Origin of the sequence: Halomarina rubra (assembly GCF_023699475.1) — an archaeon.
Lineage (GTDB): Archaea > Halobacteriota > Halobacteria > Halobacteriales > Haloarculaceae > Halomarina > Halomarina rubra.
The window spans coordinates 1-26,325 of sequence record NZ_JALXFV010000005.1 but is presented as its reverse complement, the minus strand read 5'-3'; the positions used below and the strand labels follow the sequence as shown (position 1 = coordinate 26,325).

Genomic DNA, 26,325 nt, shown 5'->3' with positions numbered 1-26,325 from the left:
GTCCGGCGCGCCGCGCTACTTCATGCCGCGACTGGCGAGGTGGTACTCCATGACGGTCTCCATCCCGCCGATGTACGCGCCGACGTCGACGCTCTCGATGTCGTACTCACGTTCGCAGACGCGTTTGTGGCGCTGGCACCACTCGTCGAGGAACGCCTCCTCGACGCCGCACTCCTTGATTCGCTCGGCGACGTCCTCGAGGTCGCCCGCCGGGTCGAGTTCGTCGGCGGCGACGATGTCGTCCTGGATGGCCTGGACGATGACGCCCGCGGAGTAGTCGCCCTCGGTGAGTTCGCGCTCCCAGGTCGTCACCCAGTTGCCGATGCGTGCCATCTTCTGGAGGTCCCACGTGAGGTCGCGGAGGTCCGAGAGGTCCTCGAGGGCGAACCCGGTCGAGAACATGAGGTCGATGTCGGTGTACGGGAACAGCACCATGTTGTGCGCGTCGTACGTTCGCGCACCGGTCGCGTTGGCGATGTGGGCGTTGTCGCTGACGAGTCGGGTGTACTCCATCGCGTTGAACCCCTGTCGGAGGTCGTACTCGAAGATGTCCTTGAACTCGCCGTATCGGGGGGACGAACGGAGACGCTCGTCGATGTGCGTCCAGAGGTCGTCGATGAACTCGATGACCTCGGTGTTGACACCGTCGCGCGAGGCGTCTACCGTCTCTGGGTCCCGGACCACACGCCGTGCCTCGTCGAACGTCTCCTGGTCGTCGTGGGACTCGATGAGGTCGTCCAGCGAGGTGATGAACACCGTAAAGAGCGTCTTAATCTCCTTGACGTCGTGAACGTCTCGGTCGTCGACCGACGAGAGCGTGAACGCGTCGAACAGACTGTGGATCCACTTCCAGAGGAAGGTGTCGCGGTCGGTGAACACCTCCTCGTACTGCGCGACGAACTCGCGGACGGTCTCTGGGAGCTCCACGGCCGTCACCTCGCCGATGAGGTCGGTCTGTTCGGGCTCGATGGGGAGGGAAGGTTGTTGCGGGGTAAGTTCGACCAGTTCGTGTGCCATGTCCAGCCCCAACTCTGGAAGCACCCCACGTAAATGTTTGCATTAAACGGTCTTAGTATGGAAACATTCTCGAAATGATGAACTAAACACTCTCCGAATCATGAATTACGACGGGAAAAGAATCAAGAATGTAAAGAATGGGCCGAACGATTTATCCACTAGTAGATGTGCTGATTAAGCGATGATTACGGGTCGGGTGCGAAACGACACGAACGACACTCCTCTGCGCGTGCTCCACGTGAGCGGTGTTAACGAGGACGAAACGACCGCCAACGGGCTCGCAGTGACCGTCGCGACCACGCCCGAGGCGCTCGACCGCGTCTCGGCCGACGCGCGCGTCGACTGCCTATTGGTCGAATACGACCTGCCTAACACGACGGGCCCGGAGGTAATCGACCGCATTCGCGCCGTCGACCCGGACGTTCCGGTCGTCGCGCGCGTGCCCGACGACGTGGCGACTGCCGACGTCCTCGCCGCGGGCGCGACCGACGTGGTCGACGTCGATGCTCCCTCCGAACTCCTCCACCGCCGAGTCCGGAACGCCGTCGGCACACCGGACGCCGTCGACCGCGCGACCAGACAGGAGGCGCTCGCCGACCTCCGACAGTCCGCGCTCGAAGGTCAGAACCTCCCGCGCCTGTTCGAGGAGGCGACCGCGCTCATCCAGGCGTCGCTCGGCATCGACCGCTGTGGCCTGTTCGAGTACCGCGCCGACAGCGACGACCTGGGGCTGGTCGCCGAGACCGGGTGGCGCGGTCCCGAGACGCTATCGGACGACCACTCGCTCGCGCGCGCCGCCCTCGACGCCGAGGGTGCCGTCAGCGCCGACGCGTCCGTCGGGGACGTCGCCGGCGGCATCGCGCTGGGTCTCGACCTCCCGGACGGACCGTGGGGGGTGCTCGCAGCCTACACCAGTAACGCGCGTGAGTTCGGGTCGGCCGAACGCCAACTGCTCCACCGCGTCGCCTCGGTGCTCGAACCCGTCATCGAGCGCCAGCGTCGCCAGGGCGAACTCGAACGCTACGAGACCATCCTGGAGACCGTCGACGACGCCGTCTACTCGCTCGACCCGAACTTCCGGATGGAGTGGGTCAACGACGCGACGACCGAGATGACCGGCTTCGGGCGCGAGGAGCTCATCGGCGAGCACTCCGCGAAGCTCGCGGACGACGACGTGTTCGAGATGGTCGAGGAGCTCTCCGCGCAGATGCTCGAGTCCGGCGAGGACGTGGCGAGCGTCGACACGAACCTCGCGACGAGCGAGGGCGGGTCGGTCCCCATCGAGACGCGCTTCTCGATGCTGTCGCGACGCGACGGCAGCCAGGGGTTCGTCGGCGTCGCTCGTGACATCACCGACCGCAAACGCTACGAACAGACGCTCACGGCACTCCACACTTCGACCCGGGAGCTGTTGACCGCCGAGCACCGCCAGGACGTCAGCGACCTCATCGCCGAGACCGCCTCGGACGTGCTCGACCTCCAGGGCGTCGGGGTCTACCTGTTCGACGGCGACCACGGCCGCCTCGAACCCGCTTCGTGGTCCCCCGAGATGACCGACCTCGTCGGCGACCTGCCGACGGTCGGCCCCGCGGACCCGGCGCTCGTCTGGCGCTCGTTCGTCGCCGGCGACCTACTCAGCTACGACGACGTGCGCGAGGCCGACTCGGTGTTCAACGAGGACACCCCGTTCCGCTCGGGGCTGTACGTCCCGCTTGGCGAACACGGCGTCCTGTTCGCCGAGTCGACCGATACGGCTGCCTTCGACGACCAGACCAGCGAACTGGTCGACCTGCTCGCCGCGAGCGCGGAGGCCGCCCTCGACCGCGTCGAACGCGAGGACGACCTGCGCGAACGCGACGAGGAACTGCGCGAACAGAACGCCCGACTGACCGGCCTGAAACAGACCAACGACATCATCCGGTCGGTCGACGCCGCACTCGTCGGCGCGAACACGCGCGAGGAGATCGAGGCCGCGGTCTGTGAGGAACTCGTCACGGCCGACGAGTTCGGCTTCGCGTGGACCGCCGCCGTCGAGGACGGCGAACTCGTCTCGCGTGCGACCGCCGGCGACGCCCGCGGCTACCTCGACAGTGTAGACCTCACCCTCGGCGAGGAGTTCGCCGAACCCGCCGCCCGCGCCGCCGCGACCCGCGAACAGGTCGTCGTCAGCGAGGTGGCGAGTGGGTTCCAGGACGAACCGTGGCGACGCACAGCGCTCTCGAACGACTACCTCTCGGTGCTCGCCGTCCCGCTACTCCACGGCGACGTGCTGTACGGCGTGCTCGCGGTGTACGCGACCGAACAGGACGCGTTCGACCAGATGCGTCGGGACGTGCTCAACGAGTTCGGCGGCACCGTCGCCAACGCCATCAACAACGTCGAGACCCGGCGGACGATGCTCGCCGACCGCGTGACGGAACTCGAACTGAAGATCGAGGACGACGACCTGCCGCTGCGCGCACTGGCGACCGCCGCCGACTGCCGCTTCGAGGTCGACGACATCGTCCACGAGTCCGGCAACAGTTCGCTCGTGTTCTGTAGCGCTCACGACACCGACCCCGACACCATCCGCTCGCTCGAAGAGGAGTTCGTCGGCGTCGAACACGTGGGCATCATCGCCGAGGACGACGACGCCGTGCGCTGTGAACTCCGGATGAGCAGCGACATCGTCGCCGTCCACCTCGCCGACTGCGGGGCGGTGACCCGCTCCATCAGCGTCGACGACTCGGGCACCCGGGTCGTCGTCGAACTCCCCCAGGACGCCGACGTCCGGGAGTTCGTCGAGGCCGTCCAGCACCGCTACGCCGACACCGACCTGCTGGCCCGTCGCAACCGCTCGTCGTCGGCCCAGACCCGTCGCGACGTGCGCGCGGGCATCTCCGAACGGCTGACCGACCGTCAACACGAGGTGTTACGGACGGCGTTCGCCAGCGGCTTCTTCGAGTGGCCCCGAGACCGGACCGGCCAGGAGGTCGCGGACTCGCTGGACATCTCCCAGCCGACGTTCAACAAGCACCTCCGGGCGGCCGAGCGCAAACTGTTCTCGATGCTGCTCGAAGGCTAGACTCGTAGCCCCCGACCCTTCTCGCGGTTCACACCGTAGCGACCAGCCGGACTGCCCGGATAGTCGTACGGTCGGCCACAAGAGATGAGTCAGAAGCGCGACGACAACCTCCCGATGGAACCGGACGAGTCGCTCTCTTACGCCGTCGTCAGCGCAGTCGCGGCCGAGAAGGGCGTCAGCCCGGACGCCCTCGAACCGGTCCTCTACGACGTCGTCGAACCCGACGCCCTCGACGCGCTGTTCGCCCCACGACGCGACGGGGCCGCCCGCACGACGGGGACGGCGACGTTCGAACTCGCGGAGTACGAGGTGACCGTCGACGCCGACGGGAGCGTTTCGCTCGCGACGAATAGCTGAAAAGGAACGCTTAACCGCGGCCGATTCGCACCGTCGGCCATGTCCCGATTCGAGGTGCAGACTATCGACTACACCCGCTACAGCAACCGACAGCTGGTAGCGATTCCGCTGCTCGTGTTGGCGGTCGCCCTCGCCGTCATCGTCGGGTGGTACGCCCTGACCGGCGCTCCCGTGAGTCCCGGCATCGCGTTCACCGGCGGCACCGAACTCCAGGTGTCGACCACGGCGTCGAGCGGGGAGATCACCCAGGCGTTCGAGTCACGGACGCCCTACGAGGTGGAGTCCGTCCAGCAAGCCGGTAGCGGTAACTCCTGGCTGGTCACCTTCCAGGCCACCGAGAACAGCGAAGTCAGGCAGATAACGAGCGCCGCGGAGGACGCGGGCTACACCATCGAGTCCGTCAGTTCGCGCTCGGCGTCGTTCTCCGGCGAGTCCCAGCGCCAGGCGCTTCTCGGCATCGGCGCGGCGTTCGTCGGGATGAGCCTCCTCGTGTTCGTGCTGTTCCGGACGTTCGTCCCCTCCATCGCCGTCGTCGCCAGCGCGTTCTCCGACATAGTCATCCCCATCGCGCTGATGAACATCTTCGGTATCAAACTCACTCTCGGCACCGTCGCCGCCCTCCTGATGCTCATCGGGTACTCCGTGGACTCGGACCTCCTGCTCAACAACCACGTGTTGCGGCGCTCGGGGAGTTTCTACGAGTCGACGTACCGCGCGATGCGGACCGGTGTGACGATGACCGTCACCTCCATCGCCGCGATGAGCGTGATGACGCTCGTCTCCTCGCGGTTCGTCTTCGGCATCCCGCTGCTCCCCGAGGTCGGAATCGTGCTCGTGTTCGGTCTCACCGCCGACCTGATGAACACCTATCTGCTCAACGTGAGCCTGCTTCGCTACTACAAGTACGAGGGTATCGCCAAATGAACCACAGTCGCTCTCAGACCGGTCACTCCCGGATTCACGCTCGCCACCGGAGGTGTCTCGCGTGAACCTCCGAGAGAACTGGCGGGTCGTCCTGCTGGTCGTGTTCGTCGTCCTCGCCAGCGTGGCGCTGTTCGCGCCGACGGGGAGTTCCGACGCCCCGACCAACCAGGTGCCGGCACAGTCCACCCAGTCCGCACAGAACGGTACGAACGGAACCAACGCGAGCGGTAACAACACCACCGTCACGGTCCAGGCCAACACCACCGACGGGCCGACGAACCTGAAGTTCGGCCTCGAACTCTCGGGTGGGACACGCATCCGTGCGCCGCTGGTCGGTCTCACCGCCGAGGGCGTCGAGGTGCCCGCCGACAACGCGACGACGCTCGAACAGGACCTCGCGACGCGACTCAACGTCTCGACGCTCGACCTCCGGGTCGACTCGCAGGGCCGGACCGTCGAGGTGTTCACCGAGAACGTCACCGAGGAACAGTTCGCGAGCGCGTTGCAGGCGTCGGGCTACGACGTCCAGCAGAACGAGATTCGCGACGGCGTCACCGAGCAGACCCTGGAGACCGCCGTCGGCGTCCTCGACCGCAAGATTCGCGGTGCGGGGTCGCTGTCGGGCGGTGACGCCGCCATCGTCCGCTCGGGCGGCGAGGCGTTCGTCCTCATCGAGGTCCCCGGCGCGACCCGAGCGGAGGTGCTCGAACTCATCGGCGACCGCGGTCAGGTCGTCGTCGTCGCGCACTTCCCCGACGGCAACGGGTCGTACCGCAACGTCCCGCTGTTCTCGCAGGACGGAATCGCGAACGTCAACCCGGTACAGATACAGCAGACCCAACAGGGTGGCGAACAGCCGGTCGTCCCGACGACGCTCACGCAGACCGCCGCCGAGAACTTCTCGGACGCGATGCAGAAGTTCGGGTTCACCCAGCAGGGCGTCAGCGCCTGCCGGACGAACATGCCCAACGACGAGGACGGCTACTGTCTCTACACCGTCCGCGGTGACGGCGTCGTCGACGGCGAGATTCGGGGCGACGTCGTCTACAAGGCGGCGATGGGGCCCGACCTCGCCAACATCATCAACAACGAGGACTTCGTCAAGGACCCCTCGTTCGTGACGAGCGCCCCCAACCGCTCGGCCGCCCAGCGTCTCCAACTCGACCTGCAAGCAGGGGCGTTGCCCGCCGAACTGGACCTCGACAGCGGAACGTCGTACTACCTCCAGCCGAGTCTCGCCAGCGAGTTCAAGTCGTTCTCGGTCGTGACGGGTCTGGTCGCGATGCTCGCCGTCGCGGGTGTCGTGTTCTTCCGGTACCGTGAAGCGGGCGTCGCGCTGCCGATGGTGCTGACCGCGGCCGCCGAGGTGTACATCCTCCTCGGGTTCGCCGCCGCGGTCGGGTTGGCGCTCGACCTCTCTCACATCGCCGGGTTCATCGCCGTCATCGGGACGGGGGTGGACGACCTGGTCATCATCGCCGACGAGATCCTCCAGAGCGGCGACGTGAAGACCGGCCGGGTGTTCGCCTCCCGGTTCCGCAAGGCGTTCTGGGTCATCGGCGCTGCCGCCGCGACGACCATCATCGCGCTGAGTCCGCTCGCGGTGCTGTCGCTCGGCGACCTGCAAGGGTTCGCCATCGTCACCATCGTCGGCGTGCTGGTCGGCGTGCTGGTGACGCGGCCGGCCTACGGTGACATCCTCAGGAGCGTCGTGCTGGACTGAGAGAGAACGGTCTTTTCGAAGCGGTCAGCGGGACCAAGAGGCATCCGTGGGCACACACCGATGCTGTCAGAGGCACGGGAATGGTGCGCGCCCACTGTCTCAGCCGAAGGAAGACGACGGTAAAGGCGTTTGGAGCAGCCAGCTACTCATAGCGGGCTGACATCACTCCAGCACCGCCCACTCGACGACGTCGAGGGCGCCGTCGACGACGAGACGGAGCGTGTCGCCGGTCCCGAGCGTGGCGTCCCGACCGACCGGCGAGGTCCCCTCGGCACCGTCGAGGTCGATGGTCACCTCGACTCGCCAGGGGTCCGTCGAGGGCACCGTCGTGGTCCACTCGCCGGGGACGACCGGGTCGAGGTAGTGCTCGGGGACGCCGCGGCGTTCGAAGAACACGACGGTCACGGGGTGGTGGAACGCGACCATCTCGACGGAGAGGTGGTTGAACCAGCCACAGACGCGACACGTCAGGTGCGCGAACACGTCTCGCTCCTCGACCCCGGCGTCGACCCGGTCGTCAGTCGAGAGGTCGTGGTCGACGGTCCCGGAGCAGTACGGACAGATACCGTCGACCATCGACGAGAAGTCGAGGTGTATCCGGGTGTTCGCGGTCCGGACCAGGTCCTCGACGTCGTCGGGGTCGAACGAGTTCGGCGACACCGGGTACCGGTGCAACATGATGTCACAGTCCGAACAGTGGACGAAGAACCGCCCGTCCTCGTACGACGCGAGGAGTGGTGCGCCACACTCGTCGCAGTCGGCGTCGAGTTCGGTGGGCGGAACGGTGGGGCGGTCGCCGTCGAACTGTCCCGACGAGATGGCCTGGTACACGCGGATACCCGGAACGGTCAGCCGATAGCCGTCGTCGGTCCGTTCGACGAACCGGGCTTTGAGCTTTCGGAGGTGGTAGTTGAGGTTGCCGGCGTCGTGGTCGCCCAGCGCCGCCTGGATGGCCGAGTACGGGAGGCTGACGTACTCGCCGTCGCCACTGGCGTCGCCGATGGCTTCGACGATGCCGAGCCGCGTCTCGTCGGCCAGCAGCGAGAATGGGTTCTCCACCTCGTCGTTCACGCCTCCAGCACCTCCCACTCCAGGACGTCCAGGCTCCCGTCGACGAGGAAGCGAATGGTCTCGCCCTCGTAGGTCAGGTCGACGCGGACGCGCCAGGGGTCCGTCGAGAGCACCGTCGACCCCCACGGGCCGGGAATCTCGACACGCGCGTGTGGGTTCTCGACCCCGCGTTGCTCGAAGAACACCGTCGCGGCGGGGTGGCGAAACGCCACCATCATCACCGGTGGGTGGACGAACCAGCCACAGCGCTCGCACGTCAGGTGGGCGAACACGTCCCACTCGTCGTTGTTCGTGTCGCCCCGGTCGTCCGCCGAGAGACCCCGTTCGACGGTCCCGGAGCAGTACGGACAGACGCCCGCCAGCATCGACCGCGAGTCGACGTGGCTCTTGGTCATCGCGGTGGTGACCAGCCCCGCCGTGTCGTCCACGTCGAACGCGTTCGGCGAGAGCGGATAGCGGTGGTAGAGGACGTCACAGCCGTCACAGCGGACGATGAACCGGTCGCGTTCGTAGCTGACGACGACGGTCCCGTCGCACATGTCGCAGTCGGCGTCGAGTTCGGTGGGCGGAACGGTGGGGCGGTCGCCGTCGAACTGTCCCGACGAGACGGCCTGGTACACGCGGATGCCGGGGACGGTCAGCCGATAGCCGTCGTCGGTCCGTTCGACGAACCGGGCTTTGAGCTTTCGGAGGTGGTAGTTGAGGTTGCCGGCGTCGTGGTCACCCAGTGCCGTCTGGATGGCCGAGTACGACAGACACGCGTACTCGCCGTCGCCACTGGCGTCGCCGATGGCTTCGACGATGCCGAGCCGCGTCTCGTTCGCGAGCAGCGAGAACGGGTTCGACGAGTCGCGGCCGTCCATACCCGGGTGTCGACTCCCTGTGGTTTCTTCCTTACGACCGTCGGTGGCCACGGACCGAAACGGTCCTCACACTGCCGGCCGGTCACTCGCCATGGACGCGACGTACACCGTCGTCGACCGCCTCCCGACGGCGGCGACGCTGGCGCGACTCCGCGAACTGAACGACATGGGGCCGCGGTCGATACAGGGGCTTCGCCGTGGGCTACCCAACTCGGTGTTCGGCGTCGTCGCCGTCACCGACGCGGAGACGGTGGTCGGCACCGGCCGTATCGTCGGCGACGACGCCTCGATCTACCAGCTCTGTGACCTGGTCGTCCACCCGGACCACCAGGGGCGAGGGCTCGGCACCCGGCTGATGGACGCGCTGATGGCGTACGTCGAGGAGACCGCGCCGCCGAACGCGTACGTCAACCTGTTCGCCGACGTCGAGGGGTACTACGAGCGCTGGGGGTTCGAACACACCGCCCCCGCCTCGCGAGGGATGTTCCTCCGGACCGACGACTGAGGCGTCCCGTCGGTCGGTCGTGGGTGGCCGCTGGTGGCGGTCGCTCGGCGCGTCGGTCGAAAGCGAGAACGGGAGGTGTCGGTCGCACGCGGGGACCGTGCGCGTCCACACCGCGTCAGCGAGGGGGGACAGAGGCGATGGTCGTGCCGTCTCCGGTGGCCCGACGAGCCACCTGTCGAACCTGTCGGGCGACCGGAGCGACCACGCGGGTGACGGTCCGAGGAGGTGGGAGGTCGGTCTGGTGGCTACGAGGCTAGCCGGTCGTCCGTTCGGGGGTACGTGTGTAGCCCGGTGTTCAGAACCCATCGAGGCGTGACTGTTCGGCCGCCGCCAGCACGTCGCGACTCGTCTTCCACGACGCACGCGCACACGGGGGGAGTTCGCCGTTCTCGCGGACGTACGCGCGAAGGAACGAGCGAGTCGTCGGGTCGCTCGGGTAGCCGCTCCCGACGTCGCGGTCGGTGTCGACGGCGGCGACGGCCGCGTCGCGTTCGACCTTCGCGACGATGCTCGCCGCGCCGACGAGCGGGACGGACTCGTCGGCCCCGTGTTCGGCACCGACATCGACGTCGTCGTCGAGGCGGGCGGCGACGCGCCGTGCGAACCGCGCCGCGTCCACGTCGCAGGCGTCGAGCAGGCCGCTCCCGCTCGCCCTGGCGACGACGATGGCGTCGGCGTGGGCGACGACGGTGAGCGTGTTCATGTCCTCCTCACCGTCGATGCGCCGGGGCGTGATTCGGGCGACGCCGACGTCGAACGCCGGGTCTTCGCGGAGTGTGGCCGCGAGTTCCCGGCGACGCTCGGGAGCGACGCGTTTCGAGTCGTCGACTCCCTCGGGGAGCGCGTCGGCCGGCCCGACGACGCAGGCCGCGACCATCGGTCCGAGAACCGGTCCCTTCCCCGCCTCGTCGACGCCGAACTGCATGGCCGGGGCGAGGGCGGGGGCCGTCCTAAACCCGTCGGCACGCGTTCACCGACTCTGATAGGTGGCCGACAGGTAGATACGTCGGCGGGCGAACTCCACTGACACGAGACGGGCGGTGTCGTCGGCGCGAGGGGTCGGTCTCGAACCGGCCTCGCGGTGGGGACCGCGCCGTCGGACCGACCCGTCGCTTCTCCATGAGACCGAACACGACCGGTGACCGGAGCGCAGAACCGTCACCGACCACGACCGAGGCGTCACACGGGGCGGCCGAGAGTCGGACGGTCGCGGAGCTACGGTTCGAGGCGACAGACCTCGCCCTCGGACCGTCGTTCGAGCGCCACGCCGACCTTCGAGTGCGCGTCGAACGCGTCGCGGCGAGTCGCCCCGGCGCACCGCTCACGTTCGCGTGGGTCGGTGGCGTCGCCGACCCGACCGAGGCGCTGTCGGCCGACCCGACGGTCTCGCTCCGGTCGGTGCTCGCCGACCGCTCCGACGAGTCGCTGTGTGAACTCGGCTACGGCGACCACGTCTCGCTCGTCGTCGACGTCGTCGCCAGTCGCTCGGGGACGGTGCTCGCCGCGATGGCGCGGAACGGCGAGTGGTCCCTGCGGGTCCGGTACCCCTCGCGCGAGCGACTCGCCGACAGCGTCGAGACGCTCGCACGGTTCGACGTCGAGGCCGAACTCGCCCAGATCGGCGGTCGGAGCGGGTCGCCGGTCGGCGACCTGACCGACAAGCAACGCGAGACGGTCGCGACCGCCTACGAACGGGGCTACTTCGAGATTCCCCGGCGCGTCTCGCTTGAGGAACTCGCCGAAGAACTCGACGTCACCCACCAGGCGCTCTCCGAGCGCCTGCGCCGCGCCGAGCAGGTGTTGTTGCGCGACGAGTTCGGCGACCGCTGAGGCGGGGGTCGCCCCCGACGGCCACCTCGTTGCGCATACGGCACGTGAGCGACGGACCGGTCAGCGAGCGTGGAGTCGCAGTTCGACCGGGTCGGTCGGGGTGGTGTTGGCGGCCGCGTCGAGGTCGAGCGGACGGTCGGTGAGCGACTCGACGCGCCACTCGCGCAGGAGCGTCCCGAGGACGAGCCGTATCTCCAGTTCCGCGAAGCGCATCCCGATGCAGTGGCGGGGCCCGCCGCTGAACGGGAAGTAGGCGTACTCGGGACCGTCCCAGTCGACCCACCGCTCGGGGGCGAACGCTAGCGGGTCGTCGTACCAGCGCTCGTCGCGGTGGACGAGCCACTGGGGCAGTGAGACGACCGACCCCTCAGGAATCAGGTAGTCACCGACGGTGACGTCCCGGACGGGTTCGCGGAAGTGGGTGTAGACGGGTGGGTAGAGACGCATCGCCTCCCGGACCGCCCGGTCGAGGTGGGGCAGGTCGTCGACGTCGTCGGCGGTCGGCGGGGCGTCGAGAGCGTCGAGGTCGGCGTGGACCCGCGCCTGCGCTTCGGGGTGGTGGCCGAGACAGAACAGCGCGTAGGTCACCGCGAGCGCGGAGGTCTCGTGGCCGGCGAACAGGAACGTGAGCATGTTGTCCCGGAGCGTGGCGTCGTCCATCCCGCCGGCGTCGGCCGCCGCGACGAGCATCGTCAGCAGGTCGTCGCCGCCCGCGAACCGCGAGACCGCCTCGTCGGCGCTGGTCGCGGTGGCCTCCTCGCGCTCTGCCCGCCGCTGAGCGATGAGGTCGTCGACGAGGTCCCGAGCGTCCTCGATGGCTCGTCTGTACGCCCGGACGGACGGCGCGGGCACCCAGTCGGGGAGGAACGCGGTGAGGCTGGAGGGGTCGGTGCGCGTCCGCAACGCCTCGGCGGTGTCCCGGACGACCGACTCGCGCCCACGGATGTCGAGACCGAACAGCGTCCGGCCGAGGATGCGCAGGGTGAGCTCGCTCATCGCGGGGCGGACGTCCACCACCGCGCCGTCGGTCCAGCCCTCGGCCACGTCCCCGGCGAAGGCGGTCATCGTCTCGCCGTAGGCCGCGACGCGTTCGCGGTAGAACGCCGGCTGTGCGGTGGTTCGCTGCCCGCGCCAGTCGTCGCCCTCGGCGAGTAACATCCCCTCGCCGAGCGCACTCGACAGCGTGCGCTGGAGCAGGTCGCCCTTGACGAACGCCGCGTCGTCGGTGACGAGCACCTGTTCGACGAGGTCCGGGTGGGCGACGATGTACCCCTCGTCGCCGTTGACCTCGTAGCGCACCACGTCGCCGTAGTCGGCGTGGAGTCGCTCGTAGAAGCCGAACACGTCTCTGGAGAGTTGGAGGGTGTGCCCGACCAGTGGGAGGCCGTCCGGACCGGGTGGCACCCGCGCTCGATTGGTCGCCATGAGAGGCGGTCGGCCACCCGTGCGGTTCCCGGTTCGCACGAGTGGATGTGCGTCTTTAAGTGCAGTCTCGCGCACGTCTCGCTCGTGAAGTACGTTCGCCTCACCCTCACGTTCCCGCGGGCGTGGCGACACCCGATGCACGCCTACCTCGACGAGGACCCGACGGCCGAGCACTCGAAGATGCTGTCCGTGAGCACGACCCACGAGTCGTTGACGTTCGGGCTGTTCCACGTCGTCGCCGAGCGCGACCCGTACGTCGAGCGTCTCGCGAGCGTCGAATCGGTGCTCGACTTCGACGTGACCCCCGCGTCGGACCGCGGGTTCTACGTCTTCGTTCGCGAGGAGACCCGCGAGCAGGTCCGCACCTTCGAGCGAGCGTTCGCCCACGAGGGGTTGCTCGTGGTCCACCCCATGACGTACCTCCCACGGGGGAAGATGCAGTTCACCGTCGTCGGCCCGCCGGCGGGCCTCCGGTCGGTCGTCGAGGGGTTCCCCGAGGAGTTGGCGGCGACCGTCGACGAACTCGGCGAGTACGACCACGGCGGCGTCGGCCGCAGGCTCACCGCCCGCCAGCGCGAGGCGCTGGACGCGGCGCTCGACGTCGGCTACTACGACGTCCCCCGGACCGACGGCGTCGCCGCCGTCGCCGAGCGACTGGACTGTGCGCCGAGTACGGCGTCGACACACCTCAGGAAGGCCGAAGCGAACCTCGTCCGCGAGGCGCTCGACTAGTCGTCGGCGTTCCGGACGACTCGGGTCGGTTCGCCGTCGACCCGCACGTCGTTCCCCTCCTCGTCGCCATGCTCCTCTCGCTCGCCGAGGACGTAGTACGCGTACTCCTCGGTCGTGTTCCGGTGGCACATTGTGTTACTACCTACCACGGCATTACGAATCGTTAAGGATAAAGCTGGCGGCCACCCGCCGGAAGGAAAGACTGTCTCTCCAGCGTGGACCACGTCCCCCGTCCCGTGGGGTGGGGTCGCCGGCGCTCACTCCTGGAGCGCTCAGGCCGTCGCGTCCCGGAAGAACTCGGGGCGCTCGAACGGTTCGTCCTCGCCCTCGACGGCCAGCACGTCGAGGTCGGTCACGACCGCCTCGACGTCGAGGAGGCCGGCCAGCGAGGGGTCGGTCCGGCCCTCGTCGCTGCTGATGAGTTCCTTGATGTAGAGGCCGCCCGCACCGTGTATCTCGACGACGGCGTGGCGGTCGTCCTCCAACTCGGCGTCGACGTCGTACACCGACCGGGTCCGGACGATGTCGGCCCGTCGGTGGTCGACGCGCTGAGGGGTGCGCTGTTCGACCGTCGCGCCCCGCAACTCCTCGACGGCCGCCGCGAGCGCGTCCGCCTCGACGGGAGCGTCGAACTCGACGAACGCCCGGTAGGTCTTCGAGGCGTCGAGTCCCTTCACGCGCTCGACCATCTCGTGGGTCGCGAGTCGGAGGCCCTCGACCTCCGCGCGGCCGTCGGCGAACTCGTTGACCGCCCGCTCCAGTTCCTCGACGTCGACGTCGCGCGTGCGTGGCTCTTTGACCTCGATGACGAACGGCCGGCCGGTGTCGAGCATCAGCGCGTCGACGTCCTCGCGACCCGCGCCGTGGAACGTCGCCTCGCTGCCGTCCATCGCCTCGACGACCGGCGGCGCGGTCAGTTGCTCGACGCTCGTCCCGTAGCGATAGCCCGTGCCCTCGCAGGCTTCACACTCCTCGCCGCGCTTGAGGCCGGTCTGGTTGCAGTCCGAACACGGCCACTTCGTCTGGGGGATGTCGCGTTCGAGTTTGCGGTACCGGCCGTAGACGAACGCGGAGTTGACCTGCACCTCCAGTTCGTCGGTCGAGAGGTCGATGAGCACCAGCACGTCGGGGCGTTCGAGGTCGACGTCGGTGCCCGTCGCCGCACCGATGCGTTTGCCGACCTCTCGGTTGAACTCGTTGTTGAGCGTCTCGACGCCCCCTTCGCGTTCGCCCTCCTCCTCGACCACGCCCGCGTCCTCCCGGAGGAACTGCTCGTTCTCCTCCAGCAGCGGCGAGACGCGGGTGCCGACCTGGTAGGTCTCGAACGCCCACGGTTCGAGCGCGGCGACCGCACGCTCGGCGAACGTCTCGAACCGTTCGCACTCGCCCTCACAGACCCAACACGGCTCGTCGGGACGTTCGTACGGTTCGTCGACGGCCAGCGCGTGTGCCGTCCGCATCGCCTCGCCACGCTCGGCGTTCGTCAACCCGAACGACCGGCCGGCGACGAGACGCCCGAGACACGAATCACAGAGCGGCCCCGTCGCCAGCGCCCGCCCCGTCACCTCGATGAGGTCCATGGCGAGCGAACGCCACGGCACGCCTTTGGCCTTCGGATTACGGTCGAGTGGACGTGTTGACCCCGCTGCCCGTGACGCTCGGGTCACCGCTCCCGTTCGGCCCATCGATTTCGTCGAGTGCGGTGAGCGTCGCCGCCGCGAACGCCAGACACAGCGGCGCGGTGAGTGTCGCCCCGGCGAGGAGGCCGAGGACACCGAGGTTCACCGAGACGAGCGTGATCGGAATCGAACAGAGCGCCCCGACGCCGAGGTAGCCGAGGAAGAACGAGAAGTAGCCCCCACCCCGGAGTGCGAGGTGGTAACTCCGTCCGAAGGCGTCACCGAGCGTCAGGTCGTCGGTCACGACGAGAAACGGCGTCGCGTAGAAAAGGTAGCCCGCCACGATGGACCCGGGGAACGCGAGCAGGAAGAGCGGGGGAACGAGTGCCGTGACGGCGAAGACGGCGGTGCCGGCGAGCGCGACGCACCCCGCGAACAGCGTCTGTCGGAGTCCGTACCGGGTGACGCTCTCGCCGAACCCCTCTTTTCGCCCCGTCGTCGACGCGTGAAGTGCACCGAGGAACCCCGCGGTCAGGAGTCCCCCGACGAGTGTGCTGAAGAGGAGGTTCGCGACGACGAGTGAGGGCGCGTCCATCGAGGGCGGCGTCCCGACGACGACTCCCGGTTGGGGCGCTCGTGCGAACGTCCACATCGTGGGCAACGCCGCGGGGGTCGGAAACCGGACTCCGACACTGAACCCCTGCAGGCCGAGAACGCTCGCGACGGCGTGGAACTGAGCGAACGACCAGACGAACGGGACGACGACGAGCCAGCGCGCCGACTCGGTTCGAGACCAGCTATCACGGACGAGCGCTCGGAACGAGGTCATCGGCGGGGCCTCGTCCGTCGGACGGTTCTGAGGCGTTCGGTACGATACGGAGGGACCATACGTCGACCTGACTGTCGAGGAGCATAATACTGTGTGCGAGACCGTCCCCGTGGCGACAACGGTTTTCACCCCGGGACGAGTCGGTGGTCGCGATGCGATTACTCCAGGTGCTCGTACCGACGTCGAAGCGCGCCCGCGTCGAGGACGTGCTCGAAGACGTCGGTGCGGAGTACCTCGTCGTCGACGAGGTCCGCCGAACCGAGGCGGTCGTGTTCTACGTCCCGGTTCCGACGGGGGCCGTCGAACGGATGCGCGAACGACTCCGGGACGCCGGTCTCGGCGACGACACCTACGTCGTCGTCACAGACGCCCAGTCGGTGTCGGGGGTCGACACCGCCGACCTCGAAGCGCTCGTCGAGGGACCGAAGGGCGAGCGTGGGGTCTCCCACACCGAACTCCGTGAGCGCGCCGAGAACCTCTGGCCCGACGGGGCGACGTACGTCGCCCTCTCGTTTCTGGCGGCGCTCGTCGCCGTCTCGGGGCTGCTCATCGACTCGGCCATCGTCATCGTCGGTGCGATGGTCATCGCGCCGTTCGCCGGGTCGACGCTCTCGGCGAGCGCCGGGGCGGTCATCGGCGACTACGACATGGTCGTCCGGAGCACGCGCGCTCAGCTCATCGGACTCAGCGTCGGCCTCCTGGGGGCGCTGACCGCCGCCTTCACCATCCAGCAACTCGGGTTCGTCCCCGAGCAGTTGCAGATATCCCAGGCCGAACAGGTCGGCTTCTTCCTCACTCCGAGTCTGCTCGCGCTCGCCATCGCCATCTGCGCGGGGGCGGCCGGCGCACTCGCGCTGGCGACGGACCTCCCGGCCGCCATCACCGGGGTCGCCGTCGCCGCGGCCATCATCCCCGCGGTGGCGACGTCGGCCATCGGCGTCGTCTGGAACCAGCCGTTGATGGCCGCCGGGTCCATCGTGCTCCTCCTCATGAACATCGTCTTCCTCAACATCACCGCGTACGTCGCGCTCGTCGCGCTTGGCTACCGGTCGTCGGTGATCAGCTCCGCGCTCTCGGGCTCGACGATATCGGCTCGAACGGGGGCGTACGCCCTGTTGGTGGGCGTCTTCCTCGTCGTCGCCGGTATCACCGTCGGGGCGTCGGCCCAGCACATCGCGTTCGAACACGGTGCGGTCACCGCCACCTCGGACACGCTCGAGGACGACCTGTACGGCGGCCTCGAACTCCACGACGTCGCCGTCAGCTACGACGACGCGGGGCTGTTCGGCGACCCGGAGACGGTGACGGTGACGCTCGGGCGGACCACCGACGAGGACTACGCGCAGTTAGCGCAGTCGCTCAGGGACAGTATCGACGCACAGACCGGTAACGACGTCACTGTTCGAATCCAGTTCGTCGACTACCAGTCGGCGTCTGCAGAAACAGACGTGCGTGAGCACGTCCGCGTTCACGCGGCCTGAAGGGCCGCGTTCGCGGCTATACCAGGAACGCGATCACCGCGAGGACGATGAAGATGAGCACGAGGAGTCGTGCTGCCCCCATCGTTAACCCCGCGATGCCGCGGAATCCCGCCATTCCGGCGACGACCGCCAGAACGACGAACACGACGGCCAACCAGAGCAACCCACCGCCTTGCAGTGGGAGCGCTGAGACTGCCGCGAGCGCGTTCATGCGGACTCACCACCGAGTACCGCGACACCATGACGACCGTTGAAGTGGCACATGGTACTTTTCTCGAACACGACCTCGCCTGATAACTGTTGGGCCTGCAAGAACACGGTTTCTGACACGTCTCGGGCAGGTTCACGTCCGTCCGGCCGCACTCGGGCGGTTCTGACCTCGCAAGTCGATTTCCTATCCGTTCGGGTCGGCTACGAGGGGCGATGAGTCTCGTCTCCTCGGGCGGCGGCCGTGCGGGTGAGCAACCGAAGAGCCAGGAGGACATCCTCTCCGAGCAGATTCGCAGCGGTCTCTCGGAACTGCGACGGCCGACCGACGGCCTGTTCCTGTCGGGGCTGTCGGCGGGGCTGGACATCGGGTTCGGGCCCGCGTTGATGGCCATCGTGTTGACGCTCGCGGACTTCTCGTTCGCCAGCGAGCTGAACAAGGAGCTCCTGATGGCGTTCGCGTACTCCGTCGGGTTCGTGCTGGTCGTGCTCGGGCGCTCGGAACTGTTCACCGAGCACACGACGCTCGCGGTGTTGCCGGTGCTCGACCGACAGGCGTCGGTCCGCGAACTCGGGCGGCTCTGGAGCGTCGTCTACGCCGGGAACCTCGTCGGCGCGACGCTGTTCGCGGGCTTCTTCGTCCTCGTCGGCCCCGCGGTGGGCGTCGTCGAACCGCAGGCGTTCGCCGAACTGTCGACGAGCCTCGTCGAACACGAGTGGTTCGTCGTCGTCGGTGCGGGGGTGCTCGCCGGCTGGCTGATGGGGCTGTTGTCGTGGCTCGTCGCGGCCGCATAGGAGTCCATCGCGCGCGTGCTGTTCGTCGTCGTCACGACGAGCGCCATCGCGTTGCTCCACGCGCCACACTGCATCGCGGGCACCGTCGAGGTGGGGTTCGGCCTGTTCGCCGGGGCGCTCGGCCTCGGGAACGTGGGCTACTTCCTGCTGTTCTCGACGCTCGGGAACGTCATCGGCGGGACGGTGTTCGTCGCGCTGTTGAAGTACGGCCACGTCGTCCGGAGCGGTCCCGCGCCGACGCCGACGGAGTGACCGCAGCCGACGTCACTCACAGCTCCGGGAACCACCGGCCGTGAAAGTCGAACGGGACGGCGTGGGGAATCGCCGCTCGCGCCCGCTCCTCGAACGTCGGCCCGTCGAGACAGACCAGCCAGGAGTGACCCGCCTCCCGGTCGAGTTCGACCGCGAGCACGACGCCGTCGTCCTCGCTGTGGTCCCGAGCACGCTCGCCACTCTCACCGCTCTCGCCACTCTCACCCGTCACACGCGGGACGAAAATCGGTTCGCTCACGTGCCCTGCCTCGACACTGTGCGTCCAGTAGTCGCCGGTCTCGACGTCGACCTTGACGAGTCGACTCGGCCACGCCGTCACCGGTTGGTCGGTGTCCTGCGCGTAGGCGTAGCGGTAGGGCCGACAGCGGACCGCGGGCGAGGCCGTCGGGAGCGCGGTGCCGTCGTGGACACGTTCGCGACGAACCGTCGCGCCGTCCGCCCGAAGCGAGACGACGAACCGGTCGAGCGACCCGCCGAACACGTCGAGGTCGCCCCGCCGTAAGCGGTCGAGCGAGAGTGCGGCCAGGGAGGCGGCGTCGGGAACCGTCTCGCAGTCGACGACGAGTTCCGCGCCGGGGCGAGGCCGGCCGTCGGTCGTCTCGCCGTATTCGGTGTGGGCCACCTCGCCGACTCCGCCGGACTCGCCGGGTCGACCCTGCACGTCGCGCTCGTAGGCGTTGACGTGGTGGAAGCCGAACACCGCTTCCGTCGTCGGGGTAGCGACGACGCCCCCCGAACGGCGGTCGAGGACGACGAACCGGGTCCCGCGCTCGGGTTCCCAGCGGAAGGCGTCGACGAACGCGCCGTCGCCGACCAGCATCGCGAGCGGATCGACGACGAACGGGAACTCCGTGAGGACGACGTAGTTCGGCGTCAGCGCGAAACTGTGCATGTACGCCGGTTCCTCGACGGGAACCGACCCGACGTGTCGGCGGGTCGTGAAGTCACGCGTCTCGAAGACGTGGTAGCGCGAGGGTCGGCCGAACTCGGTCTCGAAGGTGACGAACCGGTCGGTCCACGGGTCACGCTGGAGGTGGGCACACGCGAGGTGACCGCTGGGTTCGTCGCCGGTGTACCGGACGTGTCCGTCGGTCGCCAGCGTCTCGGGGTCGAAGGCGACGCCGCCGGGCGTCTCCGTCAGCGCGAGGTAGCGGTCGTCGAACCGTTCGGCGACGATGTTCGTGTTGTCGTAACGGGCCCCGGCCACCAGCGAGCGCAGCGTGTCGAGCAGCGAGGAACTGCCGGTGGCGAAACCCGTCGGGACGTCGCCGCGACGGACACGTTCGTAGCTCTCGGTACGGAGGAAGCGGTTGCGGTAGTGGACCTCGTCGTCGGCGAAGGAGAACCGATGGAGCATGGCGAGGCCGTCGAACCAGTGGTCGACGCCGTCGCCGTCGGCCTCGAACAGTGCGGGGCCGTTCCGAATCAGACTGCCGTCGAGCCACGACGGGAGGCTCCCGTCGACGCGCAACTCGGTGTCCTGCTCCGAATCGAGCGTGTGGAACCCCAGTCCGTCCATGGCGGGCCAACGCCCGCCGTCGCTAAAACCCGGTGGGTCGAGGGGTCGCCCCGGCCCCTCGTTCGGTTCAGACGACCGCGTCGTGCTCCTTGCGGGCGTGCTCGCGTAACTCCTCGGCGTCCTCGAACGTCGCACCACAGGAACAGCGGTGGACCCCCTTCGCCTCGCTCTTCTCGGTAGCCATACGGACGGTTCGGCGCGGGGTACGTTATACGTTGTGTCGTCACACGGCGACCTCCACGACCGAGGACCAGTTCACCGTCGCGAGCGCGCATCGACACCGCGAACGAACGACGAGACCACGGAGGGGGTCGTCTCGTGACCGGTGTGTGGGCGAGGCCGACTCAGCCCATCGCCCGGTGGAGCGGGTCGCGCCACGGTTCGGTCTCGTCGTGGGTCGCGAGCGTCTCACTGACGCGTTCGCCGAGCAGGCGTTCGGCGAACGCCTCCTGTTCGGTCGTCGTGTCGAGTCGCCCGAGTGCGTCGGTGAGTTCCCGCCCGTCGTCGATGGCGTCGTCGGCCCCGTCGCGGGTCGGCGCGGGGACGTAAGGGACGCTCGCGGCGAGCGTCTGGGCGTTCTCGTCGTACTCGCCGCTCTGGATGACCTCGAACGCGCTGTCGAACTGCGAGGCGGACTGGCGGACGAACCACTCGACGGCGCTCTCGGGGTAGCCGAGCGCCCGCCCGTACTCGGCCTCGGTGCGGTCGTTGGGGTGGGTCCCGGTCTGGGAGAGGAACTCCCGGAGCGTCGTCCCGTCGGCTCCCAGCAGCAACTCGTACCAGGTGAACGCCTGCCCGTCCTCCCGGACGGTCTCGACGGGCGTGAACGTCCACTCGAAGCCCGCGTCGTTGAGTCGGGGACCGAGCGCCGACCGCGGCATCGCCGGGTCGGTCTCGACGGCGTCCCACGCCGGGTCGCCAGCTTCCGTGTAGCACGTCGCCAGCCCCGCCATCGGTTTGACGCCGATTCCGACGGCCATCATGTCGATGATGTCTCCTGACGGAGCCGCTGCCCCGAGGTCTCGCCCGAGCGAAACGAGTCGCTCAGCGCCTGTGCTGTCGAGGTTCATAGAGGGGGACCGGCCCCGGTGTCGGGGTGCGAGTCGGTCAGGTCGGCCGAGACGAGTATGCCAGTGAGCTTCATGGCCGTATCGCAGGACTGCCCACGTTTGAATGTGATGCCTGCGGTACCTCCCGCCCGTCGGCGGGCGACGTGACTGTCGAGCCGCGTGGGGCCGGCCCGCGGCCGTCGGTAGCAGAACGTTCACGACCCTGCACGTGTACCGGTAGGTATGACAATCGACACCGCCGTCGTCCTCGCGGCGGGTGAGGGCAACCGATTGCGCCCGCTGACGCACAATCGACCGAAACCGATGCTCCCGGCGGCCAATCGGCCCATCCTGGAGTACGTCCTCGACGCGCTGGTCGACGCCGGCATCTCGAAGCTCTGCCTCGTCGTCGGCTACAAGCGCGACCGGGTGCAGGACCACTTCGGCCCGACCTACCGCGACGTCCCCATCGACTACGTCGTCCAGAAGAAGCAACTCGGAAGCGGCCACGCCCTCCAGCAGGCCGCCGGCGCGGTCGACGACTCGTTCGTCGTCGTCAACGGCGACCGGGTCATCCAGTCGAAGATGGTGTCGGCGGTCGTCGACGCCCACGAGGACGCCTCCGCCGTCCTCGCCGTCCTCGAACACGGCAACGCCCAGCGCTACGGTGCGGTCGACGTCGAGAACGACACCATCACCGCGTTCGTCGAGAAACCGGACCGCCGCGCGTTCCGCCTCATCAACGCCGGCGTCTACGCGTTCGACCGCAGCATCTTCGACGCGCTGGCACGGGCCGACCGCATCGATGGCACCCTCCCGCTGACGACCGCCGTCGAGTCGCTGGTCGCCGAACGCAAGGTGCAGGCGGTCCGCACGAACGGGCTGTGGGTCGACGCGACCTACCCCTGGGACCTGCTGGAGGTCGCCCGCGAGGTGCTGCGCCACGGCCTCGTCGAGGCCCCCGAACGGGACCGTGACGTGTGGGTCGCCGACAGTGCGCGTATCGACCCCGAAGCGACCCTCCAGGGGCCGGTCGTCGTCGGCCCGGACACCGAAGTCGCCGCGGGGGCCGTCGTCGGGCCGAACGTCGCGCTCGGTCGGAACGCGACCGTCGGTGCGAACGCCACCGTCGAGGGAGCGGTCCTCGACACCGACACTCGCGTCGGCGCGGGGAGCGTCCTCGTCGACTGCGTGACGGGTCACGACGTCCACCTCGGCCCGGCGACGGTCGTGCCGGGCGGCCCCGCCGACGTCCAGGTCGGTGACGCCATCCACCGCGGCGAGCGACTCGGCGCGGTGTTCGGCGACCGCGTCCGCGCCGAGGGTGGTGTGAGCTGTGCGCCGGGGACGCTCGTCGGGACGAGCGCCCGCCTGCGAACGGGCGTCGTCGTCGCCGGACAGGTGAAGACGGACACGGAGGTGGTGCGCTGATGTGTGGCATCGTCGGCTGTGTCGGTCGCGGCGAAGAGACGCTCTCGACGCTCGTCCACGGCCTCTCGAAACTGGAGTACCGCGGCTACGACTCGGCGGGCGTCGCCCTCGCCGACGGCGACCTCGACGTCGTCAAGCGTGCGGGCGAACTCGACGACCTGCGCGCTGCGCTCGACGGGGACAGCCTCTCGGGTCGCGTCGGCATCGGCCACACCCGCTGGTCGACCCACGGGCCGCCGACCGACGCCAACGCCCACCCGCACCGCGACTGCACCGAACGGGTGGCGGTCGTCCACAACGGCATCATCGAGAACTACGAGGACCTCAAGGCCGACCTCCTGGAGGCGGGCCACGAGTTCCGCAGCGACACCGACACCGAGGTCGTCCCTCACCTCGTCGAAGACCGTCTCGCGGCTGGCGACGACCCAGAAGCGGCGGTCCGGGCGGCCGTCTCGCGACTGGAGGGGAGCTACGCCATCGCCGTCGTCGTCGCCGGCGACGACCGGGTGTTCGCCGCCCGCGAGGACTCGCCGCTCGTGCTCGGCCTCGGCGACGACGCCTACTACCTCGCCAGCGACGTCCCCGCCTTCCGGGAGTTCACCGACCGCGTCGTCTACCTCGAAGACGGGGAGTTCGCCGTCATCTCGGCCGACGAGTGGCGCGTCACCGACGACGAGGGGCGACGCATCGACAGGGACGTCGACACCGTCGAGTGGTCCCCCGAGGAGACCGGGAAGTCCGGCTACGACCACTTCATGCTCAAGGAGATACACGAACAGCCACGCTCGCTCCGGCAGTGTCTCCGCGAGCGAGTCTCGGAGCTCGCGGGGTCGGTCAGCCTCGACGTGGACGTCGACCCCGACGGCGTCCAGTTCGTCGCCTGCGGGACATCCTACCACGCTGCGCTCTGTGGCGTCCACCTGTTCCAGCAGGCGGGCATCCCCGCCCAGGCGTTCCTCGCCAGCGAGTACGCCACCTCGCCGCCGCCGGTCGACGGCGACCTCGTCGTCGGCGTCACCCAGTCCGGCGAGACCGCCGACACTCTGAGCGCGCTCCGGGAGGCCAAACGCCGCGGCGCGGAGACGCTCGCGGTGACGAACGTCGTCGGCTCCTCCGTCTCGCGCGAGTGCGACCAGACGCTCTACATCCGCGCCGGCCCCGAAATCGGGGTCGCCGCGACCAAGACGTTCTCCTCGCAGGTCGTGGCGCTCGCCCTGCTCGTCCTCTCGCTGACCGGCGCGTCCCGACACGACATCGCAGCGCTGCGTGACCTGCCGGGCAACGTCCAGCAGGTGCTCGACGAGTCCGACGCCGAGGAGATCGCCCGCGCCTACGAGGGGTCGGACGCGTACTTCTTCATCGGCCGGGGCCTGCAGTTCCCCGTCTCACTGGAGGGGGCGCTGAAGTTCAAGGAGATATCCTACGAGCACGCCGAGGGGTTCGCCGCCGGCGAGTTGAAACACGGCCCGCTCGCGCTCGTCACCGAGAACACGCCGGTGTTCGCGCTCGTCACCGGCGACGGCGAGCAGGCCCGGAAGACCATCGGGAACGTCAAGGAGGTCGAGGCGCGCGGCGCGCCGGTCGTCGCCGTCACCGACGGGAAGAGCGACGTCCACCGCTACGCCGACCACGTGCTCGATATTCCCGCCAGCGACCAGCGAACGGCTGCCATCCTCGCGAACGTCCAACTCCAGTTGGTGTCGTACCACGCCGCCGCGTTGCTCGGGCGCTCCATCGACAAACCGCGCAACCTCGCGAAGTCCGTCACCGTCGAGTAGGCGACGCCGGCCGTTCCTCGACGACGCTCTCCGCCCCTCGACACCGCTCCCGTAGCACAGACGGACGGTCGAGCGTCCACTGTGCACGGTCGCGGTACGCACGTCTATCCCCTCGCGCGTTCTCTCACGTCCATGCACGACACCGCACTCCCTCCAGAGAGCCGTATCGGTCGCGTCGCCCTGCGCGTCGGCGACCTGGACCGCGTCGCGGCGTTCTACGAGTCCGTCGTCGGTCTCGACCGACTCGACGCGACCGACGAGCGAGCGACCCTCGGCGTCGAGGAGACGCCGCTGCTCGAACTCCACGCCCACGAGGGACTCCCCGAGCGCACGCCGGCGGAGACCGGCCTGTTCCACACGGCGTTCCTGTTCCCCGACCGCGCGGCCCTCGGTGACGCCCTCGCCCGCGTCGACGACGCGTGGCGACTCACCGGCGCGTCCGACCACCGCGTCAGCGAGGCGCTCTACCTCCGAGACCCCGAAGGGAACGGCGTCGAGTTGTACCGCGACCGCCCCCGCGAGGAGTGGCCCGTCGCCGACGGACGGGTCCAGATGGACACGCTCCCGCTCGACCTCGACGCGCTCCGCGAGGACGCCGCGGGTGACTCGACCGCGGGCGCACCGGCGGAGACGACCGTCGGACACGTCCACCTCGAAGTGTCCTCGACGCCCGACTCGCGGTCGTTCTACGTCGACGGTCTCGGGATGGCTCTCAGACAGGACTGGTCGGGAGCGGCGTTCGTAGCGGCGGGCGACTACCACCACCACGTCGGCCTGAACACGTGGAACGGGCGGACGACGCCGGGGACGGGGCTGGGCCTCGACTGGTTCGAGGTGCTGGTCCCCGACGAGGCGGCACTGGAGGGGGTCGCCGAGCGACTCGTCGACCGCGACGTGGCGGTCGAGTGGACCGACGACGGGGTGACGTTCGCCGACCCCGACGGCATCGCGCTCCGCGTTCGCGTCGAGTGAATCGGCGGGACACCGCCGACCGGCTCAGAGCGCCGGGGCGACGAGCATCGTCGTCACCGCCCCCAGCATCGCCAGCGTGACGAACGCGGTGACGGCACTCGCGGTCGACTCCGGCGCACCAACGCGCTCGCTCACCGCGCCGACGCCGGTGTGGAGTATCTTCCCGCCGTCGAGCGGGAACGCCGGGATGGCGTTGAAGACGGCCAACTGGAGGTTCACCCACCCCGTCCAGAACAGGACGTTGGCGAGGACGAGGACGCCACCGTCGAGCGCCCCCGGCACCGCCGGGACGGTGTAGAACCCGGCGACGTCCCCCTCGAAGCCGGCGAAGTTGTACGGCGCGAACCCGACCGTGGCGGCCAGCGGCAGGAGGACGACGACGAGCAACACCCCGAACACGCCGAAGGGGACCGACTCGCCGCCCGCTCCGCGGAACAGACCGAGCATCTCGGCAGCAGGGTACGTCCGGAGACCGGTGTCGACGAGCGCCATCCCGCCGACGCCGGGTCGGGGCGTGACGCCGAGGTAGCCCGTCTCCCGGTCGCCGTCGCCGCCGAGCGTAACACCGAACGCGCGGCGTTCGGCGCTCTCTCCGTCGCCCGCGAAGCCGACGACGCGCACCCGCTGTCCCGGTGTGGTCCCGGCGAGCGCATCGTAGAGGTCGTCCGTCGAGGCGACGCGCTCGCCGTCGAATCGGGTGACGGTGAACCTCTCCGACGAGAGACCTGCGGACGCTAGCGGGCCGCCCTCGACGGGGACGACGTGCGCGCCGACCGCCAGCGTCCGGGTGTCGCCCGCCTCGGTCGTGACGCGGACGCGCTCGCGGTCGGCGACCGCCCACTCGAAGCCCGCGAGCGGACA

23 protein-coding genes and 1 pseudogene are annotated in these 26,325 nt (G+C 68.9%); 12 read left to right on the top strand and 12 right to left on the bottom strand.

The window, feature by feature from the left end; translation table 11 throughout:
• Nucleotides 1–15 precede the first annotated feature (15 nt).
• Nucleotides 16–1,017 carry a hypothetical protein gene (locus M1L36_RS09865; protein ID WP_250873573.1) on the bottom strand — a complete coding sequence of 334 codons (1,002 nt, stop codon included), beginning with the start codon at nucleotides 1,015–1,017 and terminating at the stop codon, nucleotides 16–18.
• Between the two features lie 181 nt (nucleotides 1,018–1,198).
• On the opposite strand from M1L36_RS09865, the gene M1L36_RS09860 reads away from it, so the two are divergent.
• The 4 genes from M1L36_RS09860 (at nucleotide 1,199) to M1L36_RS09845 (ending at nucleotide 7,085) form a co-directional block, all read left to right on the top strand.
• Complete coding sequence (locus M1L36_RS09860) at nucleotides 1,199–4,081, top strand: bacterio-opsin activator domain-containing protein (RefSeq protein ID WP_250873572.1); 2,883 nt, start codon at nucleotides 1,199–1,201, stop codon at nucleotides 4,079–4,081.
• A gap of 84 nt (nucleotides 4,082–4,165) precedes the next feature.
• Nucleotides 4,166–4,438, top strand: a complete 273-nt coding sequence (ddfA, locus tag M1L36_RS09855) for a DdfA family disk-determining factor (protein WP_250873571.1) — start codon at nucleotides 4,166–4,168, stop codon at nucleotides 4,436–4,438.
• Nucleotides 4,439–4,477: 39 nt separating this feature from the next.
• Complete coding sequence (secF, locus tag M1L36_RS09850) at nucleotides 4,478–5,362, top strand: protein translocase subunit SecF (protein ID WP_250873570.1); 885 nt, start codon at nucleotides 4,478–4,480, stop codon at nucleotides 5,360–5,362.
• Nucleotides 5,363–5,423: 61 nt separating this feature from the next.
• Nucleotides 5,424–7,085 carry a preprotein translocase subunit SecD family protein gene (locus M1L36_RS09845; protein WP_250873569.1) on the top strand — a complete coding sequence of 554 codons (1,662 nt, stop codon included), beginning with the start codon at nucleotides 5,424–5,426 and terminating at the stop codon, nucleotides 7,083–7,085.
• Between the two features lie 162 nt (nucleotides 7,086–7,247).
• Here the strand turns inward: M1L36_RS09845 and M1L36_RS09840 are convergent, their stop codons facing one another.
• The gene (locus M1L36_RS09840) at nucleotides 7,248–8,156 is read right to left on the bottom strand and encodes an ArsR/SmtB family transcription factor (RefSeq protein ID WP_250873568.1); all 909 of its coding nucleotides are present in this window, start codon (nucleotides 8,154–8,156) and stop codon (nucleotides 7,248–7,250) included.
• On the bottom strand, nucleotides 8,153–9,019 hold the full coding sequence (locus tag M1L36_RS09835) for a winged helix-turn-helix domain-containing protein (protein WP_250873567.1): 867 nt from the start codon (nucleotides 9,017–9,019) through the stop codon (nucleotides 8,153–8,155). Before M1L36_RS09835 ends, M1L36_RS09840 begins: the two co-directional genes overlap by 4 nt.
• A 91-nt stretch (nucleotides 9,020–9,110) precedes the next feature.
• On the opposite strand from M1L36_RS09835, the gene M1L36_RS09830 reads away from it, so the two are divergent.
• Nucleotides 9,111–9,524: a GNAT family N-acetyltransferase gene (locus M1L36_RS09830; protein WP_250873566.1), complete on the top strand. Its 414-nt coding sequence runs from the start codon at nucleotides 9,111–9,113 to the stop codon at nucleotides 9,522–9,524.
• 295 nt (nucleotides 9,525–9,819) lie between these two features.
• Here the strand turns inward: M1L36_RS09830 and rnhB are convergent, their stop codons facing one another.
• On the bottom strand, nucleotides 9,820–10,449 hold the full coding sequence (gene rnhB / locus M1L36_RS09825) for a ribonuclease HII (RefSeq protein WP_250873565.1): 630 nt from the start codon (nucleotides 10,447–10,449) through the stop codon (nucleotides 9,820–9,822).
• A gap of 194 nt (nucleotides 10,450–10,643) precedes the next feature.
• Here rnhB and M1L36_RS09820 point away from each other — a divergent pair, with 194 nt between their 5' ends.
• Nucleotides 10,644–11,354: a helix-turn-helix domain-containing protein gene (locus tag M1L36_RS09820; RefSeq protein WP_250873564.1), complete on the top strand. Its 711-nt coding sequence runs from the start codon at nucleotides 10,644–10,646 to the stop codon at nucleotides 11,352–11,354.
• Nucleotides 11,355–11,414: 60 nt separating this feature from the next.
• Here M1L36_RS09820 and M1L36_RS09815 read toward each other — a convergent pair whose 3' ends face one another.
• Complete coding sequence (locus M1L36_RS09815; protein WP_250873563.1) at nucleotides 11,415–12,779, bottom strand: cytochrome P450; 1,365 nt, start codon at nucleotides 12,777–12,779, stop codon at nucleotides 11,415–11,417.
• Nucleotides 12,780–12,863: 84 nt separating this feature from the next.
• Here M1L36_RS09815 and M1L36_RS21570 point away from each other — a divergent pair, with 84 nt between their 5' ends.
• Nucleotides 12,864–13,511 carry a helix-turn-helix domain-containing protein gene (locus M1L36_RS21570; RefSeq protein ID WP_250873562.1) on the top strand — a complete coding sequence of 216 codons (648 nt, stop codon included), beginning with the start codon at nucleotides 12,864–12,866 and terminating at the stop codon, nucleotides 13,509–13,511.
• Here the strand turns inward: M1L36_RS21570 and M1L36_RS21365 are convergent.
• The 3 genes from M1L36_RS21365 to M1L36_RS09800 form a co-directional block, all read right to left on the bottom strand.
• The gene (locus M1L36_RS21365; protein ID WP_305794457.1) at nucleotides 13,508–13,642 is read right to left on the bottom strand and encodes a hypothetical protein; all 135 of its coding nucleotides are present in this window, start codon (nucleotides 13,640–13,642) and stop codon (nucleotides 13,508–13,510) included. The two genes, M1L36_RS21570 and M1L36_RS21365, sit on opposite strands and share 4 nt — an antisense overlap.
• Nucleotides 13,643–13,783: 141 nt before the next feature.
• A complete protein-coding gene (locus M1L36_RS09805; RefSeq protein ID WP_250873561.1) occupies nucleotides 13,784–15,091 on the bottom strand; it encodes a tRNA pseudouridine(54/55) synthase Pus10 in 1,308 nt (435 codons plus the stop codon).
• Nucleotides 15,092–15,128: 37 nt separating this feature from the next.
• Nucleotides 15,129–15,959: a hypothetical protein gene (locus M1L36_RS09800; protein WP_250873560.1), complete on the bottom strand. Its 831-nt coding sequence runs from the start codon at nucleotides 15,957–15,959 to the stop codon at nucleotides 15,129–15,131.
• 152 nt (nucleotides 15,960–16,111) lie between these two features.
• Between M1L36_RS09800 and M1L36_RS09795 the strand changes: the two genes are divergently transcribed.
• Nucleotides 16,112–17,440 carry a DUF389 domain-containing protein gene (locus M1L36_RS09795; RefSeq protein WP_250873559.1) on the top strand — a complete coding sequence of 443 codons (1,329 nt, stop codon included), beginning with the start codon at nucleotides 16,112–16,114 and terminating at the stop codon, nucleotides 17,438–17,440.
• 16 nt (nucleotides 17,441–17,456) lie between these two features.
• Here the strand turns inward: M1L36_RS09795 and M1L36_RS09790 are convergent, their stop codons facing one another.
• On the bottom strand, nucleotides 17,457–17,651 hold the full coding sequence (locus M1L36_RS09790) for a DUF1328 family protein (protein WP_250873558.1): 195 nt from the start codon (nucleotides 17,649–17,651) through the stop codon (nucleotides 17,457–17,459).
• Between the two features lie 212 nt (nucleotides 17,652–17,863).
• Here M1L36_RS09790 and M1L36_RS09785 point away from each other — a divergent pair.
• A pseudogene (locus M1L36_RS09785) lies at nucleotides 17,864–18,694 on the top strand (formate/nitrite transporter family protein).
• 16 nt (nucleotides 18,695–18,710) lie between these two features.
• Here the strand turns inward: M1L36_RS09785 and M1L36_RS09775 are convergent.
• Nucleotides 18,711–20,234, bottom strand: a complete 1,524-nt coding sequence (locus M1L36_RS09775) for a carotenoid oxygenase family protein (RefSeq protein ID WP_250873555.1) — start codon at nucleotides 20,232–20,234, stop codon at nucleotides 18,711–18,713.
• 344 nt (nucleotides 20,235–20,578) lie between these two features.
• Nucleotides 20,579–21,217, bottom strand: a complete 639-nt coding sequence (locus M1L36_RS09770; RefSeq protein ID WP_250873554.1) for a hypothetical protein — start codon at nucleotides 21,215–21,217, stop codon at nucleotides 20,579–20,581.
• A 309-nt stretch (nucleotides 21,218–21,526) separates the two neighbouring features.
• On the opposite strand from M1L36_RS09770, the gene M1L36_RS09765 reads away from it, so the two are divergent.
• The 3 genes from M1L36_RS09765 to M1L36_RS09755 all read left to right on the top strand — a co-directional run bounded on the left by M1L36_RS09765 (nucleotide 21,527) and on the right by M1L36_RS09755 (nucleotide 25,464).
• Nucleotides 21,527–22,714 (top strand): sugar phosphate nucleotidyltransferase, encoded by a 1,188-nt coding sequence (locus M1L36_RS09765; RefSeq protein WP_250873553.1) that lies wholly within the window; start codon nucleotides 21,527–21,529, stop codon nucleotides 22,712–22,714.
• Entirely contained in the window at nucleotides 22,714–24,492 is a 1,779-nt protein-coding gene (glmS, locus tag M1L36_RS09760) for a glutamine--fructose-6-phosphate transaminase (isomerizing) (protein WP_250873552.1), read from the top strand. Before M1L36_RS09765 ends, glmS begins: the two co-directional genes overlap by 1 nt.
• Nucleotides 24,493–24,624: 132 nt before the next feature.
• Entirely contained in the window at nucleotides 24,625–25,464 is an 840-nt protein-coding gene (locus M1L36_RS09755) for a VOC family protein (RefSeq protein ID WP_250873551.1), read from the top strand.
• 24 nt (nucleotides 25,465–25,488) lie between these two features.
• Here the strand turns inward: M1L36_RS09755 and M1L36_RS09750 are convergent.
• Nucleotides 25,489–26,325: site-2 protease family protein (locus M1L36_RS09750; protein ID WP_250873550.1), on the bottom strand; the 837-nt coding region annotated here is incomplete at its 5' end.